General features: G+C 69.4%; 18 protein-coding genes and 1 pseudogene. 8 read left to right on the top strand and 11 right to left on the bottom strand.

Annotated features, from left to right (window positions below):
* Positions 1-40 precede the first annotated feature (40 nt).
* Positions 41-900 (top strand): annotated as a pseudogene (locus GT045_RS08085) (IS5 family transposase).
* Between the two features lie 51 nt (positions 901-951).
* On the opposite strand, the gene GT045_RS08080 reads toward GT045_RS08085, so the two are convergent.
* The gene (locus GT045_RS08080) at positions 952-1,617 is read right to left on the bottom strand and encodes a nitroreductase (RefSeq protein ID WP_161333752.1); all 666 of its coding nucleotides are present in this window, start codon (positions 1,615-1,617) and stop codon (positions 952-954) included.
* A 197-nt stretch (positions 1,618-1,814) separates the two neighbouring features.
* Complete coding sequence (locus GT045_RS08075; RefSeq protein ID WP_161333751.1) at positions 1,815-2,270, bottom strand: Lrp/AsnC family transcriptional regulator; 456 nt, start codon at positions 2,268-2,270, stop codon at positions 1,815-1,817.
* Between the two features lie 124 nt (positions 2,271-2,394).
* On the opposite strand from GT045_RS08075, the gene GT045_RS08070 reads away from it, so the two are divergent.
* The 3 genes from GT045_RS08070 to GT045_RS08060 all read left to right on the top strand — a co-directional run bounded on the left by GT045_RS08070 (position 2,395) and on the right by GT045_RS08060 (position 5,067).
* The gene (locus GT045_RS08070) at positions 2,395-2,940 is read left to right on the top strand and encodes an alpha/beta hydrolase (RefSeq protein ID WP_161333750.1); all 546 of its coding nucleotides are present in this window, start codon (positions 2,395-2,397) and stop codon (positions 2,938-2,940) included.
* 639 nt (positions 2,941-3,579) lie between these two features.
* Entirely contained in the window at positions 3,580-4,449 is an 870-nt protein-coding gene (locus GT045_RS08065) for an alpha/beta hydrolase (RefSeq protein ID WP_161291502.1), read from the top strand.
* A gap of 453 nt (positions 4,450-4,902) precedes the next feature.
* A complete protein-coding gene (locus tag GT045_RS08060; RefSeq protein WP_161291504.1) occupies positions 4,903-5,067 on the top strand; it encodes a hypothetical protein in 165 nt (54 codons plus the stop codon).
* 212 nt (positions 5,068-5,279) lie between these two features.
* Here the strand turns inward: GT045_RS08060 and GT045_RS08055 are convergent, their stop codons facing one another.
* The gene (locus GT045_RS08055; protein ID WP_161333749.1) at positions 5,280-5,750 is read right to left on the bottom strand and encodes a lamin tail domain-containing protein; all 471 of its coding nucleotides are present in this window, start codon (positions 5,748-5,750) and stop codon (positions 5,280-5,282) included.
* Between the two features lie 420 nt (positions 5,751-6,170).
* Here GT045_RS08055 and GT045_RS08050 point away from each other — a divergent pair, with 420 nt between their 5' ends.
* The gene (locus tag GT045_RS08050) at positions 6,171-6,533 is read left to right on the top strand and encodes a hypothetical protein (protein ID WP_161333748.1); all 363 of its coding nucleotides are present in this window, start codon (positions 6,171-6,173) and stop codon (positions 6,531-6,533) included.
* Positions 6,534-6,822: 289 nt separating this feature from the next.
* Here GT045_RS08050 and GT045_RS08045 read toward each other — a convergent pair whose 3' ends face one another.
* The 8 genes from GT045_RS08045 to GT045_RS08010 form a co-directional block, all read right to left on the bottom strand.
* On the bottom strand, positions 6,823-7,527 hold the full coding sequence (locus GT045_RS08045) for a hypothetical protein (RefSeq protein WP_161333747.1): 705 nt from the start codon (positions 7,525-7,527) through the stop codon (positions 6,823-6,825).
* Positions 7,528-7,663: 136 nt separating this feature from the next.
* Entirely contained in the window at positions 7,664-8,191 is a 528-nt protein-coding gene (locus GT045_RS08040; protein ID WP_161333746.1) for a DinB family protein, read from the bottom strand.
* 255 nt (positions 8,192-8,446) lie between these two features.
* Complete coding sequence (locus tag GT045_RS08035; protein ID WP_161333745.1) at positions 8,447-8,842, bottom strand: RidA family protein; 396 nt, start codon at positions 8,840-8,842, stop codon at positions 8,447-8,449.
* 230 nt (positions 8,843-9,072) lie between these two features.
* Positions 9,073-9,498, bottom strand: coding sequence for a pantetheine-phosphate adenylyltransferase (coaD, locus tag GT045_RS08030; protein WP_161333744.1), 426 nt, complete (start codon positions 9,496-9,498; stop codon positions 9,073-9,075).
* A gap of 558 nt (positions 9,499-10,056) precedes the next feature.
* On the bottom strand, positions 10,057-11,346 hold the full coding sequence (locus GT045_RS08025; protein WP_161333743.1) for a serine hydrolase domain-containing protein: 1,290 nt from the start codon (positions 11,344-11,346) through the stop codon (positions 10,057-10,059).
* A 296-nt stretch (positions 11,347-11,642) separates the two neighbouring features.
* The gene (locus tag GT045_RS08020; protein ID WP_161333742.1) at positions 11,643-12,248 is read right to left on the bottom strand and encodes a LysE family translocator; all 606 of its coding nucleotides are present in this window, start codon (positions 12,246-12,248) and stop codon (positions 11,643-11,645) included.
* 334 nt (positions 12,249-12,582) lie between these two features.
* Complete coding sequence (locus GT045_RS08015) at positions 12,583-15,369, bottom strand: BTAD domain-containing putative transcriptional regulator (RefSeq protein WP_161333741.1); 2,787 nt, start codon at positions 15,367-15,369, stop codon at positions 12,583-12,585.
* 208 nt (positions 15,370-15,577) lie between these two features.
* Positions 15,578-15,862 carry a hypothetical protein gene (locus tag GT045_RS08010; protein WP_161333740.1) on the bottom strand — a complete coding sequence of 95 codons (285 nt, stop codon included), beginning with the start codon at positions 15,860-15,862 and terminating at the stop codon, positions 15,578-15,580.
* A 166-nt stretch (positions 15,863-16,028) separates the two neighbouring features.
* Between GT045_RS08010 and GT045_RS08005 the strand changes: the two genes are divergently transcribed.
* Genes GT045_RS08005 through GT045_RS07995 form a run of 3 tightly spaced genes read left to right on the top strand, consistent with a single transcriptional unit; the run spans position 16,029 to position 19,017 of the window.
* A complete protein-coding gene (locus tag GT045_RS08005; protein ID WP_161333739.1) occupies positions 16,029-17,258 on the top strand; it encodes an acyl-CoA dehydrogenase family protein in 1,230 nt (409 codons plus the stop codon).
* Positions 17,255-18,178, top strand: coding sequence for a DUF692 family multinuclear iron-containing protein (locus GT045_RS08000; protein ID WP_161333738.1), 924 nt, complete (start codon positions 17,255-17,257; stop codon positions 18,176-18,178). Before GT045_RS08005 ends, GT045_RS08000 begins: the two co-directional genes overlap by 4 nt.
* Positions 18,175-19,017 carry a hypothetical protein gene (locus GT045_RS07995; RefSeq protein WP_161333737.1) on the top strand — a complete coding sequence of 281 codons (843 nt, stop codon included), beginning with the start codon at positions 18,175-18,177 and terminating at the stop codon, positions 19,015-19,017. Before GT045_RS08000 ends, GT045_RS07995 begins: the two co-directional genes overlap by 4 nt.
* Positions 19,018-19,183: the final 166 nt, after the last annotated feature.

The raw sequence follows: 19,183 nt of genomic DNA, 5'->3' as shown, positions 1-19,183 counted from the left end.
CTAGGGATCGTCTTCAAAGGTGATCAAGTGATGAGGGATCATGCTTGTCGTGGTGCGTCGTCATGAGCTTTCGGATGCCGAGTGGGCAGTGTTGTCGCGGTTCCTGCCGAGTTCGGGGACCGCAGGGCGGCCCCGTTTGGACGACCGGGTGGTACTGAACGGGATCGTGTGGAAGCTGCGGACCGGATCGGCCTGGCGTGACGTGCCGGAACGTTATGGCTCCTGGCAGACCTTGTACACGCGTTTTCGCAGGTGGGCTCTGGACGGCACCTTCTCGCGCATGCTGCGGGCCATCCAGGCGGAGAGAGACGCGGCCGGAGACATCGACTGGCTCGTCTCGGTCGACTCCACCATCGTGCGGGCACACCAGCACGCCGCCGGCGGCAAAAAGGGGCCGTCGACAGGGACGAAGCGGGTGATCACGCCCTCGGTCGATCCCGTGGTGGACTGAGCACGAAAGTTCACCTGGCTTGCGACGGACGCGGCCGCCCTCTTGGCTTCGTCTTATCGGGCGGCAACGCCAACGACTGCACCCGCTTCGAGCAGGTGATGGGCTCGATCAGCGTGCCCAGAGTCGGGCCCGGGCGCCCGCGGACCCGGCCCGACCACGTGGTCGCCGACAAGGGCTACAGCTCTCGAAAGATCCGCGCCTACCTGCGACGACGCGGCATCCCGCACACCATCCCCGAACGCGTCGACCAGATCCTCGGCCGCTTGAACCGCGGCATACGCGGCGGTCGGCCGCCCGGCTTCGACCGGGACATCTACCGCCACCGCAACGTCGTCGAGCGCTGCTTCAACCGCCTCAAGCAGTGGCGCGGGCTGGCCACTCGCTACGACAAGACCCGCGAGTCCTACCAAGCCGCCGTCACCATCGCCTCAATCATGCTCTGGATCTGACCTTTGAAGACGATCTCTAGGCCCTGTCCTGTCGATCCCGGCCGTCAGCGGTCACACCCCGATGAAGCTCACCGTTTCCGTCATGTCCGCCCGTCCCGTACGCAGCCTTGGGACGCCTTCCTTCTCAAATCCCACCGAGATGCCGCAGTACAGCACAAGGTCGTCATCGGCTCCGACTGTCCGGCTGACGGACTTGCGGTACATGGTCCACATCACCTGGGGGCAGCTGTGCAACCCTTCCGCCCTCAGCAACAGCATGACCGTCTGCAAGTACATCCCCGCATCACCCCACTGTCCGGGACCCATCGTCCGGTCGAGGTAGCAGAACAAGACGACCGGCGCTCCGAACGCCTCCGAGTTCAAGGTAGCGATCTTCTGGGGCCGGTCGGGGTCGTCGCGCTCGATCCCCAGCGCTTCGTATCGCTGAGCCGCCGCAGCGGAGAAGCGGTCCAGATACGGCGAGGTCAGTTCGTCCGGGTACATCGGATACTCCCGCTCATCACCCGGGTCTCCCGCCCGTGCCCTGGCCGTCGCGCGCCTCTTCAGTTCGGCCAAGGGTCCACCGCTCACGACATACATGTGCCACGGCTGGAGGTTCCCGCTGGACGGAGCCCGCGTTGCTGCGGTCAGCACTCGTTCGAGGACCTCCCTGGGCACCGGCTCATCGCTGAACGCCCGTACGGCCCGGCGACTGTCGACGGCCTCATACACATCCACGTCTTCGCGTCCCCTCGTTCAACCGGGCCCCTCCACTGTATTCAGCGGTCACCTGAGTGCGGACGGCCGCTGCTCTCGCTCTCACGACGCCTGGGCAATACGCCGACTGCACCCGGTCGCCAGCACAGGCCCAAGGGGAGTTCGCCATGCCGGCAACTTCATTCGTCGCAGCGCTGTTTGTGGCTTGGTGTTGCGGGTCACGGCGTTGTCGAGAGTGCCGTAGGCAGCGACTTGGGTGGGTAGCTGCGCAGGACGAGCGAGGTGGTGACCGGTCCGTAGCGGGCGAGGGCGTCCACGACTTGCTCAAGGCGTTCGGCGTGAGGGCAGTGCACGTCGAACAGCAAGCAGTCGTCGCCTGTTACACGGAGCGTCGAGATGACCTCGGGAGTCTGGGCAGCGAGGGCGAGTGCCAGGGACAGTTGCGCGTGGGTGGTGCGCAGCCGGATGACGGCGTGGATGTTCAACCCGACTGCGGGCGGGGCGACGACGGCACGGTAGCCGGTGATGATCCCGTTCTTCTCCAGGCGTTGGATGCGAGCGCCGGCTGCCGGCTGGGACAGGCCGACTCGGCGTCCGACCTCGGCTCCGGTGAGCCGGCCGTCTGTCTGGAGCAGTTCCAAGATGGCACGGTCGATCTCATCGAGTGATTCCATCGTTGTCGCGCCCACTTTCTTTGAGATCACTTGTCGAGCCGGATCGCGCCCGCTGGTTCACCGAGAATCGCCCCAGGGCGACCCTACGACGTGTGGGGGGCCGCAATTGAAAGGGCGGTAAGCAGTGGTCGCGTACGTCATCATCCCCGGGATCGACGGTTCGGACGAGAGGCACTGGCAGAGCCTGTGGGAGCGGCAGTGGGGAGCCTCAGCGGTCCGGATCGCACCGGCCTCGTGGAGCAGGCCGGACCTGCCGGACTGGGTTGCCGCAGTCCAGGCTGCCTACGAGATCGCTTCTCAGCGTGACAGCCAGGTGGCGTTGGTGGCTCACAGCCTTGGCTGCTGGGCGACTGCACGCTGGTTGTACCGGGCGCGACCCGGCGGGGTTGCGGCGTTCCTGGTCGCGCCTCCGGATCCCCAGGGACCGGCGTTCCCCCGTGAGGCCGCATCCACGTTCCTGGGCCTGTCCGCTCGCCCTTTGCCGTGCCGGAGCCTGATGGTGGCCAGCGACGACGACCCCTACTGCGACCCGATGACGTCCGCCTCCTTCGCGCACGAGTGGCGTGCACAGGGGCGTCTCATCGGCCGCCACGGCCACCTCAATTCCGACAGCGGCCTCGGAGACTGGCAGGAGGGCCTGGAACTCCTTCGCACGCTCGTCGACTGTTGAGAGGCCCGATCCGGCGCGGAGCTTCGCGCCGAGTCCAGCCCTCTCGCTGCTCTGACAACCCGCACATGCTGCGGTGCCATGCCCCGTCGTCTCCGGAAGGTCCGCCACCGGCACCGTCCCCCGACCAATGTTTCAGCCGTGCTCCTGCCCGCGCTCGGATTCCCGGATATCGGAGCGAGCCGCACAGGAGCAGGGTGGTGCCGTGTGGGCTCGGGTACTCGCCGAGGTCCAAGGCGCTCACGATGGACCTCGGAGCGCTCCCCCGCCGGCATCCGGCGCTCCCCACCGGCTCACGGCGCTCCCCACAGGCATCCGGCGCTCTGCACCGGCATCCGGTGCCCCCCATCAGCATCCGGCGCTCCCCATCGGCTCGGCGGGCAGCTGCCGGTGGCCGTGGCGCCCGGTGTTGGCCTGTCAGCCAGCGGTGTTCAAGGAGCCAGCGGGGGCAGGAGGAGGGGTGTGCCAGTTGAGCACTCGTCTGCAATATGGCCGGCTTGCGCAGCCTGTCTGACCGGTCGTCTTCCTACGCCGGTCGGCGCCCCGGGTGGTGGGGCCGGGTGGGAACCGGGTGCGAGTACGGGCGTGGCCTGGGCCGACGAGTGCGTGGCGGTGTGTCGACGAGGACGGGAGGATCGGGCCTTGTTCGAGGGCTTTGAGACCAGGCGGGTTCCGGTCGGTGAAGCGTCGATTCTCGTTCGCTACGGCGGGGAGGGGCCACCGGTGGTGTTGTTGCACGGCCACCCCCGGACCTCCGCGACCTGGCATCGCGTCGCCCCGCTCCTGGTCCGACGCGGCTTCACTGTGGTCTGCCCCGATCTCCGTGGGTACGGCCGGTCCACCGGTCCGGCGCCTACCGCGGACCACGCGGGATACTCCAAGCGGGCCGTCGCCGGTGACGTGGTCGAGGTGATGCGTTCCCTCGGACATGCCCGGTTCGCGCTCGCCGGTCACGACCGCGGAGGCAGTGTCGCGCTGCGTCTTGCACTCGATCACCCCGACGCGGTCTCGCGGGTGGCGCTGATCGACTGTCTCCCCCTCACCGAGCACCTGTCCCGCATCACTGCCGAGTTCGCCACGCAGTGGTGGCACTGGTTCTTCTTCGCCCAGCCGGATGTTCCCGAGCGGGTCATCAACGCCGATCCGGACAGCTGGTACCGCGGTGATCCCCAGAGCATGGGTCGGGAGAACCATGACGAATGGCGCGCGGCCACGAGGAACCCCGACGTGGTCCGGGCGATGCTGGAGGACTACCGGGCCGGTCTCACCATCGACCGGCGGCACGAGGAGGAGGACCGCGCGGCCGGCACGCGGATCCGGTGCCCGGCGCTGATCCTCTGGTCGCTCCGGGACGACCTCGAGGACCTCTACGGCGACCCGGTGAAGATCTGGCGTCAATGGGCACCGGACGTACGCGGTCACGGCATCGACTCCGGGCATCACGTGGCCGAAGAGGCGCCACAGGAGCTCGCGTCGTCCCTTGCGGACTTCTTCGCCGGACGACCTGTGTGAGGAATCTGCGGGCCGCCTCCCGTAGACGACGTAGGTAAGCGCTGAGGGCACCGGCTCCATCCAGCCGGCTGCAGGTCCGCCGGAAGGGCGGTACGGGTGCAGGCCATCGGGGTGCCGGTCCACCATGGATCGGGACAGTGGAAGTTCGTGGCCGTGGGCTGAGTACACCGAAGTCCGGTGACGGCGTCCAGAGGTCGCAGGCTGAGTACTGTGCACACCCACGATTGAGTACCCGGCTCGGTGTGCCCGGTCCGCTGAACGGCGTTGAATCGAGGCATGAACGCAACAGCCCATCCCTCTACGCCTTCGGTCCAGCCGGCTGCGGGCAAGGACCACTCTCGTTTCTGGTCCGTCCTGTGTGCCGTCCTCTTCGTGCCGACGGCTCTGGCAGCCGGTGTCCTGACTCTGGCCTCCGAGCGAGCGTCGCGCTGCCTCACGTATGGGGAGCAGTGTGTGTCGGGACTGCCTACCTGGCTGTTCAACTTCGGCGTCGGCCTCGGTGTCGTCGCCTGCGTCATCGCCCTGACCGCGTCCGTCGCACGGGTGCGGCAGGTAGCGCTTGCCGCCCAGATCCTCGGGGAGTGCACGGCAGTGCTGGTCATCCTCAGCCATGCGTAGCCCGTCGGCCGCTTCGTTCGGCGGCGGGACAGCCATCATGCGCGAGCAGCGACTGACAGAAGTGCCAACGGCACCGCAGGCAGACCCGGGGCGGACCTGCGGACGGTGGGCTGCCCCGAATGGGAGGGCAGCCCACCTTCACCGGTGCCAGCCCACCTTCACCGGTGCCGGCCCGGCGGGCCGGCGTCACTCATCGCCGCCGCTGCAAGAGGTCAGCGGTGGCTGCGGTGGTGCCCCCAGGACAGGTCGTCCACGAAGCGGCGGTGGTCGTTGCGCAGAGTCGCGGTGTCGCTGTTGTCCCACACGTAGTTGCGGCGGTCCTGGTACAGGTCCTTCTTGCTGTCACGGCCGATGCCGGTGTGGACCTTGACGCTGGCGCGGGCGTCCAAGCGGTAGTGATGGAAGGTGTAGGTGCGGCCGTCCCGGTCGGAGAGGGTCCAGCCGTCCAGGTTCACCGATCGGCGGCTGTCGTTGGTGATCTTGATCCACTCGGCGTTCAGCGACTTGTTCGAGCGGTCTTCCCGGCCCGGCGAGTCGAACCGGGCTTCGCTGATGTAGACGCCGTCGTGGTGACGGCCCGGGTGGTGACCGGCGGCCGACGCCGGCAGCGCCACCGCGCCCACGGCACCGGCAGCCACCGCGGCAACGGCGACCAGACGACGGACGGAAGAAGATGCGGACACGAGGGTCCCCCTTCAAGTGCGCACACCCCGGCCAAGCCCATCGACCCCCGGCTTCGACCTGGTGCGTTGTGCTGGTGTGCAGCCGGACGGCCGCACACCCACACCTTGCGACCCGGACCTTCGCGAGGTGAGGTAAACGCGAAGTCCATTACGCATTAAACAACTTCGGGTGACTCTCGGATGTAGTGACCATCAATGAGTTGAATGCACCAAGTTGACGGCACATCGGAAGTCCGACCCTTGCAGGCACTGAACCGAGCAAACGGTTCGCCACCTTGCGCCACCACACCACCCGATGGTCCCTCACCCGAAAGTGGATAAAGACCGCCACGGTGGCTGGAAGGGCCACTTGTGACTGTTGTCGTCGGCTGAGCCGGAACGGGCCGGGGACCGAAGCTGCTGGTCAGCTACCGTGGCGGCGTGACCGACAGCCTGCCCGATGACGTAGCCGACGTACTTGACCTCGTCCTGGACCCGGCCGAGCCCGTTCACGTCGCACTCCGACGGCAGGTACCGCAGCTCAGGGTGCAATCCCGCTGCACGTGCGGGTGCGGCACCGCCTATTTCGCACTCGACACCGACAAGGTGGTGCCCGCACCGACCGGCCCCGGCACCGTCGCCGCCGCCGACGTACAGCTCCTCACCGGAACCGGCGAGTGCCCTGGCGAAGTCCTGGTGTTCGTCCAGGGCGGCTATCTCTCGTGGCTGGAGGTCTGCTCGTGGAGCGATGACGTCGAGGTGACTCTCGCGGCGGCGCGGCGGTGGCTGACGTCACCTTCGTGATCCCATGCTGGAAGCCGTTAGCGGTCTCGGACGAGGACGTCACCTTCAGCCGTCCGACATCACGAGTCCCTATTCACCCGTAGCGGACCATTCCCTGCGCCGTTGGATGCCCCCCGGCTTGTCCCCCCCTCGAACCGCCGGCCCTCTTCTGTTCCTTACACGGGCATGCTGAGCCGGTGTTATGGGGAGCTCGTCGTCCCGTCGGAATTCCGAGTGGTGTGCCGGCGTCTCGCGATCGAGTTACTATCTGCCACCTGGTGCCTCCGGCGGGCGAATCGGCAGCGGCCGTTCAGGCGCTGATCGTGCGCAGGAAGTGATCGGCGTCTTCGGGCTCGGCCAGTCGGCCGACTTCGAGCCAGGATCCGTCGGCGAAGCAGATCCTGAACGTGGCGAACCCCCGCGGCTGACCCGACTCGCCTTCGATCCGGGCCGCATCGAGGGGGAACTCCGCGACAGACCGGAAGTCGTCGGCCTTGGTGGGCGACAGTCTGCGACGGGGGGACGCGGCTATACAGATGCGGTCGTGCGCCAGCATGACCAGGCGTTTGGGGGTGGGCGAGTGGCCATACCAGCGCAGCAGGAGCCGGCCGGCGGTCAGGTTCCAGTCACCGTCGAAGACGCCGTGGGCCGGATCGTCCGCGCGACCCGTTGGACCGCGGTCTTGGGTGGAACGCTGCGGAGTGGAACGCTGCGGACCGGTGTCGCTCCGCGACCCCGGCGTCCGCCGGTACGGTTCTCGCCGCTTCGCCAGCATCTCGCCGGTCTTGTCGCCGAGCTTGTCGATCAGCATCATGGGCACGACGACGAAGAAGAACAGCGTGGCGCCGACGTAGAGCAGCCAGTGATGCCCTGGCTTCAGCCGCCCCTTGCCCGCGGCACGGTGAACCTCCTTCGGAGGCTGAGGGATCCGCTTGTGGATCTCGCACCAGACCAGCGCCAGCGGCTCCTCGCCGAGGATCTTCCGTGCCCGTCGGTGCACCTTGCGTTTCGCCATGTCCGAGATCCTAGACAAGCGGGGCTGCGCGGTCGCAGCGCCCGTGCCTCGACAGCCGTCTCCGGGCGCGTGCCATCCTGACCAGCCCATATCTGTGCGGTGGTTCAGTGACCAGAAGTGCGAACCGGGTCAGCCGCTAGGTCAGGACCAGCCAACGGCGGCCGTCGATGAGTTCTCGTGCCGCATCGAGGTGACCGGCGTGGCATGCGGTCTCGGTGATCACGTGCAGCAGTACGTCGCGTGTGGTGTGCAGATGCGGTTCGCCGAATAGGTCGCGCGGCCACCAGGCAAGGGGGGCGTCGGCAGAGGTGGTGGTGATGACGGCGTCCGAGAGCTCTGCCTCCTGACGATATCGGTCGAATACGTCGCTCGCCGGCACGTCCGGCGGCACGTTCCAGGCTTCGTCGGCGGTCGTCAGGCCACGGATGGTCTCTTCGTCCCCGGCGACGACCGCGCGGAACCAGAACCGCTCGACGTCCAGCGTGAGGTGCTGGACGAGTCCCAGGCAATGCCATCCGGAGGGCAGCACGGGCCGCCGCAAAGCCTGTGCGTCGAGGCCGTCGAGAATGCCGAGAACGTGGCGCCGCTGCCCGTCCAGGGCCCTGAGAAGCACTCGCATCTCGTTCTCCGGCACCGCTTCGTTCGTCACTTGGGTCACGGTCATCCAGCATTCCTCACTTCCCCTGCGTGTGCGCGGAGTTCCGAGATGCAGCGAGTCACAGTCGACGGAAGGCCGACGGGTGGCGGGACGCTTGAGGGAATACCCGGGCCGTGGAGGTGCGGCAACCAGGTCGTGCCGAGGCCGGCGAACAGCGGAGTGTGGGCGCGTTCGGCGGGCAGGGCGACGTACTTCGGGTGACGGTTCCCCTTGCGGAACCACACCGGCATGAGCGATCAGTCAGGTCGCGGTGCCGCGGGGTCAGCCGTCGGCGTGTGTCGCGGCCCAGGCGTCGACTTCCACCCGCAGGGCCGGAGCGGCGAGTCCGGCGGCGTAGAAGAGGGTGGTGCACGGACGGTGGCCGCCGAGCCAGCCGTCCACTACTTCCCGGCGCTGCGTCGCGTCGATGTCGCCCACCAGGATGAAGGTCAGTTTGACCAGATCACGGACGCCCAGGCCGGCCGCCTCCAGGTTGAGGCGGAGGTTGTCCAGCGCGACGCGCAGCTGCTCGATGGGCTCTTCGGGGACGGCGCCGTCCGGGCGCATGCCGACCTGTCCGGAGAGCACCAGCCAGCGGGCCGGGCCTGCTATCTCGATCTGGTGGTCGTAGCCCGCCAACGGCTGGTGGACGGTCTCGGGATTACGCTGGATCGCCATGGGTTTCGTGCCTTTCTCAGCGGGCGGCGGTGCATCGGCGCCGGACACGGCGGCCGTCGGTGACAGCGAGCTGTCGGGCAGCAGCGAGACGGACGGCAGGGTGACCGCATGGCCCTCTGCTGCTACAGAGGCCCCTGCTGCTACCGGGGTTCGTCCGTCTCACTGCACAGGAGACATCTGCGGAACCCTCGCCTCCGCCGCCGGCTGCTGGAAGAAGCTCACTCAAGTCATCACTCGGGGGCACGGTCCTGCTGTCCCATCGTGGTGACGAGGGTGGAGGAGATGTGAGCCAAGGCGGGGTCCGCGGGGATGAAGATAGTCTCGACTCCGGCCAGTTGGTGGTTCATGCGGGCCATCGGCATCTCGTATGCCAGGTCGGGACCGCCGCGGACTCCACGGACGACGACGTCGATACCGGCTCGGCGGCAGTAGTCGGCCAGCAGACCGTCGACGTGGGAGTCGACCGTGACGTTGCTCAGTTCCGCTGCTGCCGTGCGGAGCCGGTCGAGCCGTTCCCTGACGGCGAAACGGGCGGTCTTGTTCGAGTTGACCATCACGCATACGACGACCTCGTCGAACAGGCCGGCAGCCCGCCTGAGCACGTCCTGGTGTCCTTGAGTGACCGGGTCGAAGGACCCCGGGAAAAGGGCTCGCATGATCGGCCAGGCTATCAAGCGGCCGGCCCTGGAGCGCCACGGGGGAACAACCATTCCGGCACGATCAGGCGGACACACCTAGGAGTTGGGACGCCCGGCCGCCATCGTCTTGCCGGTACCGGCGCGCCCTCCGACGGGCAGCACCTCTGCTCGATCCATGGCTGCCCCCGGCCCCCTGCCCTCGGCCCCCGAGCCGCCCTCAGCCGATGCCTGCAAGAGCCTTTCACATCACAACGCGCACACCGTTCAGCTCCACTGCCGTCCGCGCCGCCCGGCCCGAACGCCTCAGCATCGATCCCATCAGGTCTGGCGGGGCGCTGGAGATCCAGTCCTCGGTAGTGCGGTGGCGGTTAAGTCCCACAGCCTCGAACTCGTCCTCGCCCTGGCCACTTCGTGCGCCGAGCCGCCGCAGGGCCTGGGAGACAGGGCTGACTGCTCGCGAGAACCAACTTCATCGATTGGAGCCCTCATCTTGCCTGACACACCGCGCAGCGACCCACTTGCCTCCCCGCCCCGGACCCCAGCGCCCCACCGGGGGGTCCGGCCGGGCCGGCCGGGTCAGGGGGCGTCGCGGGTCACGGCGTCACCTATCCGGATCGTCATCTTCTGCTGGGTCCGGTCGCGGTGCGTCGGGTTGAACGAGTAGACGACGCGGCGTCGCTGATCCTGGGTGGAGAACATGCCGGAGTTGTATCCGTAGCGCTCGCCGGTCTTGCCCCACAGCGTCTTGCCGTTCAAGGTCACCGTCTGCAGGCCCATGCTGTAGGTCGCCGGGCTGCCGTCCAGCATGTGCACGTCGGCGTAGGGCAGGGTGAACATCTTGTCCAGGGTGGCCCGCGGCAGCAGGTTCCCCGAGAAGAGGGCCGTCATGAACCGCTCCAGGTCCCGGCTGGTGGAGATCATCTCGCCCTCGCCCCACGCCTCGGACTGGTTGAACACGGTGGCGTCGGTGAGTGTTCCGTCGGCCAGTGCCAGGTAGCCGTGGACGTGCGGGCCGTGAATGCGGGGGTCGTTGCCGGGAACCGACGTGTCGTGGAGGCCGAGGGGGCGGAGGATGCGCCTGTCGATCTCCGTGCCGTAGGAGTTGCCCGTCACCTTCTCGACGACCATGGCGGCCAGGACGTAGTTGATGCCGCGGTACTCCTGCTTCTGGCCCGGTGTGAACTTCATGGAGCCGTGGCCGAGCATCGACACCATTCGCTGTGGTGTCCACTGGTCGTAGCGGTGCTGGAGGACCTTTTCGGGTGTGCTCATGTCCGGCAGGTCTGGGCCGCTCTCATCGGGCAGCCCGCTGGTGTGGTTGAGGAGCTGCCCCACGGTGATCGGCGGAAACTCGGCCGGCAGGACGCCGGGCAGGTAGTGCTGGACCGGTGTGTCCAGGTCGACCCGGCCGTCGGCCGACAGTTGCAGTACGACCGTGGCGACGAAGACCTTGGTGATGCTGCCGATGCGGAACCTGTCGTCGGCGGTCACCGCGCGGCCCGTGCGCAGATCGGCGGTTCCGGCGGCGCCGTACCAGCGGCCCGAGGTGCCGCTGACCCGGATCTGCGCCGCGGTGGCCTGCGGGTCGTCCAGCGCGGCGACGGCGGCCCGCAGAGCCTTGACGTCCAGCCCGGCGGGCGCCTCCCGGCCCGCGTGGGCGGGCGCGGGCGATGCCGGCGCGGTCACAGCGGCACCGGCCGGGACTGCGGCCGACAGAAGCAGGGCCCCGGCCAGCACACCGCCGAGCAGGGCCCTGCGGGACGTACCCCCGCGGGCGGACACCGGCGCGGACTCCTGAGTCGACGCCGGCGCGGTCTCGGCGCCGGACGCGGACGCGGACGCGGAAGAAAAGGATTCGAAGGTCATGCCGATCATGCTCTCGGCTCGAACGCCCCGAACCATCCGGGACCGCCCTCAGCCTGCCCTGATACGTCCCTGATGGCATGTCAGGGGTCAGGGCGACCGTAACGACCGTAACGGCGCCGAGGCCGGCGCCCCAGCCTGGGCTCGTCCCGACGCGCGGACCGGCATCGCGGTGGCACCTGCGCCCCGGGCCGGCGCGACGCACCGGCGGCTGGTCACGAGGAGTCGGATCCGCTTCGCGCCCGCGCCCCCGGCCCCCGCCCGTGCCCGCGCCCGCGCCCGCGCCCGGGAAGCTCGTCTCATCCCACCGCCAGCCACGCGCTCAGGCCCACGAAGCAGGCGGCGAACACCCGGCGGATGCCGGTCATCACCCTCGGCCTGGCCAGCACACGGTGGCGTACAGCGGCCGCACACATCCCGTAGGCGACGAAGACGACGAAGGTCAGCGCCATGAAGACCGCGCTGAGCCGGAGCATCACGCCGAGGGAGCCGGACTCGCCGGCGGGCACGAACTGCGGCAGGAACGCGACGAAGAAAAGTGTGACCTTCGGGTTGAGCAGGTTGATCAGTACCGCTGAAGCGATCACACGGGACGCCGGCCGCGGCTCCGCCTCCCCCTCGACCGACAGCGCGTCCCGGTCGCGGAGCGTCGCCCACGCCATGTACAGGAGGTAGACGACACCGAGGTACTTCACCCCCTGGTAGACGACGGCACTGGTGTGCAGCAGTGCGGCGAGGCCGGTGATCGTGGCCACCAGATGCGGCAGGACGCCAAGGGTGCAGCCGAGTGCGGCGACCACACTCGCCCGGCGACCGTGGGCCAACCCGGCGGCCAGGGTGTACACCACTCCGGTCCCGGGGGTGACCACCACGACCAGGGTGGTCAGCAGGAACGCGATACTCAAGGGAGACCTCCACAACGTTCGAGGTCCTCCACCCTGCCCCGGTCATGGTCCGGTGGGCAGAGCCAAATCATGCCGAGTCGACCGGTCCATAAGGGCGAGTCGTCGACGGGCCGCGATGATCACCGCCGGTTCCCTGGGTCCCGGCAGGTCCCGACCGGGCCGGCTGCCCCTGCGGGAGAACCCGGAAAGCTCTGCGCAGAGCCACCCTTCGCCCATCGGTCACCTACGGCCGTGTCCCGCCGCGGGTACCCGGAACGGGCGCCGCCCCCGGAGTCCCTCCGGCCGTGTGGGCTCCACGGCAGCGGGAGTTCCGGCTCCTGTCGAGCCGTCCCTGTCAGTGCTCCGTCCGTGCCGCCAACCGACTGGCCATCTCGCGTGCTCGCGCCGTCCGGCCCTGATCCCGGTACAGGTCCAGCGCCCTCGTCCACGCCTGGCGTGCCGCGTCGCCGTCTCCCGCATCGGCCTGCATGTCTCCGAGGGACGCCCACGTGTCGGCCTCCCGGTTGGCGTTGCCGATGGCCTGGAAGTGGGCGAGGGCCTGTCGACAGGCGTCCACGGCACGACTCGTGCGGCCGGTGCGCCGCGCGATGTACGCCAGCGTGTCCCACGTCGCGGCCTGCCCCTCGCCGTCCTCGTGGACCTGGAGCAACGGCAGCGCCTGGAGGCAGTGCGCCTCGCCGCTCGCGTACCGGCCGAGCCGCGCCAACGCCCAGCCGGTGCCGTTCAGGGTGTTGGACTCCCCCACCTGATCGCCGAGTTCGCGGTATCCCTCCAGCGCCCGCGCGAAGTGCGGAAGGGCACGTTCGTAGGCGTTGATGCGGACGTGGACCTCGGCGAGCGAGTGGTGCGTGCGCGTGAGGCCCGCGAGTCCGCCGTCCGCGCGGAACCGTTCGAGAGCCGCGTCGAGGTGGGGCAGGGCCTCGTTGTAGCGGCCCGCCTGCGCCAGGGCGACCCCGAGCCGCTGACGGGTGTGGGCCGTCAGGGACGCGTCGTCCAGGTCCGCGGCCGCGTCCAGGGCGGTGTACCAGGCACGGATGCTTTCCTCGAACAGGCCGCGACGCCAGCGGAACGTGTGCAGAGCCCAGGTGAGACGGCAGAAATCCAGCCACAGGCCCCGCTGTTCGGTGATGGTGACGACCTCCTGGAGGCAGGCGTGCTCGGCGTCGAACCAGGCCAGCGCGGCCTGCGCGTCGTCGAAGGCGAGGGGGGCGGCCCCCGGAACCTCGAGTGCGGGTGGGTCCTGTGCCGTGCGGTGCGGCTCCAGGACCCGGTGCGCCGCCTGGGCCGTGCACACGTAGAAACCGACGAGGCGGCGCGTGTGCCGGTCGCTCTGCCCGGCGGTCAGGCCGGTCGCCTGCTCCTCGACGTAGAGCCGGACCAGGTCGTGCATCTGATAGCGGCCCGGCCGGTGCTGACGGATCAGGCAGGCTTCCTCCAGGACGCGCATGATCCGCCGGGTTCGCGTCGGGTCACGTTCGATGAAGTGGGCCAGCGCGTCCAGGGACACGTCCTGGTGCGGCACGAGCCCCAACAGGCCGAACACCCGGCCCGGTTCCGGATCGAGCGCGGCGTGCGAGGCGGCGAACAGGACACGGAGGCTGGCGGAGACGTCACCGGCGTCCAGGACGTCGAGACGGGTGCTCGGATCGCGCAGGTCCTGGGCGAGCTGGTCGAGGGAGGCGCACGGCAGACCGTCCGCGTGCGCTGCCGCGATGTCCAGGGCCAGTGGCAGCCCGGCGCACCAGCGGACGATGTCGCGCAGGGCCGGCTCGGCGGCGCGGTCGTCCCCCACCCGGCGGGCGAAGAGCCGTGCCGACTCGCCGGCCGGCAGCACGCCGAGGGCGACGACGTCCGCACCGGCCCGCACCTTGAGGCTGCTCAGCCGATTCCTGCTGGTCACGAGCGTCCGGCAACCGGGTGTCCCCGGCAGAAGCGGCACGACCTGCGCACTGTCGCGGGCGTTGTCGAGGACGACCAGGATCTTTCGTCCGGCCATCATCGTGCGGTAGAGCGCGGCGCGGCCCTCCGTGTCGGCGGGCAGTTCGCTCTCGGTCGCCCCGAGGGCCATCAGGAACAGCCGCAGGACGTCGCCGGGGTCGGTGGGGCGCGCACTGGGGCTGAAGCCGTTCAGTTGGGCGTAGAGCTGGCCGTCGGGAAACTCGTCGGCATGCTGGTGCGCCCAGCGCAGGGCGAGCCACGACTTGCCGACTCCCGCCATGCCCGCGATCACGCTGACGTCCGGCGCCGCGCCGTCGGCACGGCCTTCCGGTGCGTCGAGGAGCCGCAGTGCCTCGCGTCGGCCGATGAATCCCGAGGGGCTGGCGGGGAGTTGGTGCGGTGTACGGCGCTCCACCCCGTCGGCCGCCGGTGCGGCGAGGGCGTCGTCGAAGACGAGGATCCGGTGGTGGAGTTCCTGCAGCCGGGGGCCGGGGTCGACACCCAGCTGCTCCACGAGCCGTTGCCGTAACTGCTCGTAGGCGGTGAGGGCAGCGGCGGGCTGTCCCATCCGGTACAGGGCCAGCATGTGCAGGTGGGCCACCTGTTCGTCGAGGGGCTGCTCGGCGGCGAGCGCGGCGAGGGGCTGGACGAGATCGACGTGCCGACCCCGGTTCAGCAGCAGTTCGTAGTGGTCGAGCCGGGCCCGCAGGTGTTCCTCCGCCAGCGTGAGACGGTAGGCGTCGAGCCAGGCGGAGCGCAGCCCGGCGAACGGTTCGCCCCGCCAGAGCGCCAGCGCCTGGCTGTAGGAGGCCTCGGCTTCCCGAGGGTCCGTCGCGCCGCGCGCCCGCTCGACCAGGGAGCGGAAACGGAACAGATCGACGGCCGAGCTGTCGGTGCGCAGCACGTAGCCCGCGGGGGTCCGCAGGATGTCCCACCGCTCCGCGTCGCCCGGATCCGAGCGCAGGGCGCGCAGCCGTGAAACATAGCTGTAGAGCGAGGTCATGGCACGCGGCGGGACATCATCGCCCCACACCCGCGTGAGGAGCGTCTGCGCGGAGACGGGCCGGTTGACGTCGATGAGGAGCAGCGCCAGGACGCAGCGCTGGCGCGGTGATCCGGCCGTGACGGCGACGCCGCGGGAGTGGATGGTGACATTGCCGAGAAGGGTGAATCCGATGCTCATGCCGGTCCTTCGTGACGCTCGGTCTTGCCGGCCCAGGCCGGCCGTCGCGGCTGTCCACCCGACGCCGGTCTGAGCGCCCCTGCAAGAAACTATCAAGCTCGTTGCAGGACAGGCACCGAACAGTGGCGTTGACCAGCACGTGGCTCAGGGGGGAGGACCACATCGTGTCCCAGCACGGCGTACCGTTCCGCGGACTGTTCGATTCCCTTCACCCGGCCGCCCGAGGCAGGACGACCCGTCCGGCGCTGATCCCGGCGAACCGCCGGACCGGAACCGGCAGTCCGGCGCTGATCCCGGAGAAGGGCCGTTCCGGGAGCGGCAGTCCGGCGTCGAACCCGGCGAACCGCCGGACCGGGAGCGGCAGTCCGGCGTCGAACCCGGTGAACCGCCGGAGCGGGAGCGCCAGTACGACGCTGATCCCGGCGAACCGCCGGACCGGGACCGGCGTACGTCCACACAGACCGCAGCCGTCGTGCCCGGTGACCACGCGCACCGTATTCCCGGCGCACGGCGGCTGCTTCCACCCGCCGGCTCCGGGCCGCGGCACCGGCCTTCCGCGAACGGCTCGGCGCGGCCGCGGGTTTCCTGCCGCCGCGTGACCTTTCCGGTGTGGCAGCGCGCTTGTCGAAGGTATCCGTTCTCGTCCCAGGGGAGTTGTCTTGTCAGGCTCGGAGCAGTCACGCCTGCACTCATACCGGACCCCCTTCGTCCGGGCCTGTCTGGCCGGTCGGTCCGATGACGCCGCCTCGGCATGGTTCGGCGAGTTGGAGAAGGTGGTCGAAGAGTCCGTCGCGCCCCATGCCGAGGCCGTCGACCGGAATGCCACCTCCTCGGTGACCGCGCTGGACGCCCTGCGGGACGTGGGCGCGTTCGGAGTCCAGGTGCCCCGCCGGTTCGGGGGGCTCGGGCTGGACGACAGGGCGGCAGCCCTGGTGGTGGAGCGCGTGGCCCGCGGCTGTGCCTCCACGGCGGCGGTGCTGATGTTCCACTACCAGGTGGTGCGGCGCACCCTGGCTCATGGCAGCGGACCGCAACGCGACGACGACCTGGCGGCATTCGCCTCCGGGCGGTGCATCGCCGCGAGCGCCTGGACGGAAGCCGGGAGCGGGAAAGGAAAGCGGGACGTCGCGACCGTGCTGCGGCAGGATGCCGACGGGCGGCGGCTGGAGGGAGTGAAGACCTTCTGCACGGGTCTTCCCGGTGCCGCGATCGTGCACGTCCTGGCCAAGGCGGAGCCGGCCGACGGCCCGAGCGGCCCGGTCTTCGTCAGGGTGGACGCCAAGGACCCGGGAGTGAGCTGCCCGGAGCTCTACCCGCTGCTGGGCCTGCGCGGTTCAGGCACCGGCACACTGACGCTGCGCGGGGTCCGGGTCACGGAGGCCGACCTGGTGGGGCCGGTCGGCTCGGGCGGCGCGCTGATGCGCGAGAACCACGAAGTCTGCCTGAACCCGGGACTGCTCGCGCTCGGCATCGCCGGAGCGGCCCTGGAGACGGCGCTGGGCATGTGCACCGGTCAACTTCCGGGCACGGCCGACCGGATGCGCAGCGAGACCGTTCGCCGGGCGCTGGCGCGGGCCGTGGTGCAGGTGGAGTCCGCCTACCTGTACGGGGCGCACGCGGTCGGCGGCGGGGACACGCCGCAGGCGCACGTACTCACCGGCAAGTTCAAGCTGGCGGCGACGGCGGCGGCCCAGCGGGTGACCGCCGAACTGATGGCGGCGGTGGGGTCGCGCGGTTTCCTGGCCTCCTTCCCGCTCGAACGGCACTTCAGGGACGCCCAGGCGACGAGCCTCATGGGCCCGGCGAACGACCTGATCACCGACCGGATCACCGACGACCTGACAGCCGGCCCTCACAGCGACCTGACAACCTCCGGAGGCACGTCGTGACCAGCGTGAACAGCACCCGTTCGGTAACCGGCCCGCACCGCCCGCCCGTTCTGGGCGCGGGCTATCTGTACCACTGCATCCCCGCTCACCAGCGCTACCACGAGAAGCTGTCGCAACTGGGTGCGCGGGTGGACATCCTCGAATTCCTCGCCTCGCACTTCACCTCCGATCCGGACTACCTGCGGGAGGTGCACGCCGGGACGGGCAGCCCGCCCTGGACGCTGCACAGTTACGAGTACATGATCGGCTCGGTCGACCGGCCCCGGCCACGCACACTGCGCCGCCTGCAGCGCCTCGCCGCCGTTCCCGGCTGTCAGTACATCGGCGAACACGTGGCGATGGTGGGGACGACGGACACGTACAGCGGGAACTTCCTGCAGCCCTTCGGCACCGACGAACAGACCCAGGTCTTCATCGACAATCTCGGAGCCGCACGCGGGGACTTCGACGTTCCGCTCATCGTGGAGAACCAACCGCAGGTGCTCAATCGCATCGGCCCCCGGTCGGTCTGCGAACAGGTGCGTGACATCGCCGTCGGTGCCGATACGGGCGTCCTCCTCAGCCTGTCGAACCTGGCCATGTCCAACAGCTTCCGGCCCGAGGTGGACCGCGAGCGTGAACTCGCCTTCATCCCCGTGGACCGGATCTGGCAGGTGCACGTTCCGCTCGCCTGCGAGGCGGAACTGGCGGATCCCGCGTTCGCCACCGTCCGGCAGGACGAGCGCTGGGCTCTGCGCACTCTGGAAGAGCTGTGCCGCCATCCGGACTTCCGGCCGGCCTCGATCGTCTTCGAGATCCAGGCCACCGGCACGCCGTCCCCGGCGGAGCCGGAGCGCACCCGCGACATGCTCGACCACGCACGCCGCCTGCTCGGTGTGGACCGGGAGTCCACCCTCACCGCCATGGAGGCCCACGCATGAGCCTGCAGCAGGTCCAGTCCTTCCTCACCCGGTGCCTGCGGGACGAGGAGTTCCTCGGTATGACGCGAAGCGCCGGTTTCGACCCCGCACAGCACGGCTTCGAGCTGACGGCGCAGGAGTACCGGCAGATCCGTGAGATCGACCAGGACAGTCTGAACAGGATCTCGCAGTACGCGCTCGGTCAGCGGATCAGGCGCCGGGAGGCCGAGTACGGCCTCTTCCTCGAGCACCTGGGCCGCTTCACCGACAGGGGCGCCTTCCTGCGGGCGTACCATCAGGCCGCCACCGGTGGGCAGGGCGAACGCCTGGAGGAGATGCCGGCCTTCGACGACTTCGCCTTCCGTCGCATCGTGGGGGCGGCTCTCCCCGAGTACCTGGTGGACGTCCTGCGGTTCTGCTCCGCGGTCTGCGAGCTCTCCGAGACCCCGAAGCGGCTTCCGCCCGCCGAGGAAGCCGTCGTCGGCGCTGACGACATCGAGGGTACGCACGTCATCAGCCTGCGCCGCCCGTACCGGGTCGTCCCCTTCCGGTACGACGTGCTGCGGATCGCCACCGCCGAGGACGACTACTCAGCGGAGCCGTCACCCCGGCCGACGCGGCTTCTGGTGCAGCGTGAGTGGAGCCGCCACAAGCGGTCCCGCGTCGTCGACCTGTCCGAGCACCCCATGCTCGCGCTGCTGTGTGAACGGCCGCTCAGCGTCTTGGACATCGGAGCCCGCCTTCCCGGTTTCGACCACGGATTCCTGATGCGGACCGTCCGTCGGCAAGCCGAACGCGGGCTGGTGCACGCCACACTTCCCGGCGGGGCCGCCGCCGAGGAGGCCGTCGGCCGGGGCTGATTCGTTCCGGCACGGCGGCAGCACATCATCCGGCAAGAAACGAACCCGAACTGAGGAGTGCAACATGAGCACACTCGAACTGGCTTTCGGCCCGGGGGCCGTGGTCATGAAGGACGACCCTGACTTCGGTCCGGGCACCCTCGTCATGAAGGACGACCCCGACTTC

This window comes from Streptomyces sp. SID486 (assembly GCF_009865385.1).
Taxonomy (GTDB): Bacteria; Actinomycetota; Actinomycetes; order Streptomycetales; family Streptomycetaceae; genus Streptomyces.
Note: the sequence above shows the minus strand (reverse complement) of the source record. Positions and strands in the feature narration are given on the sequence as shown.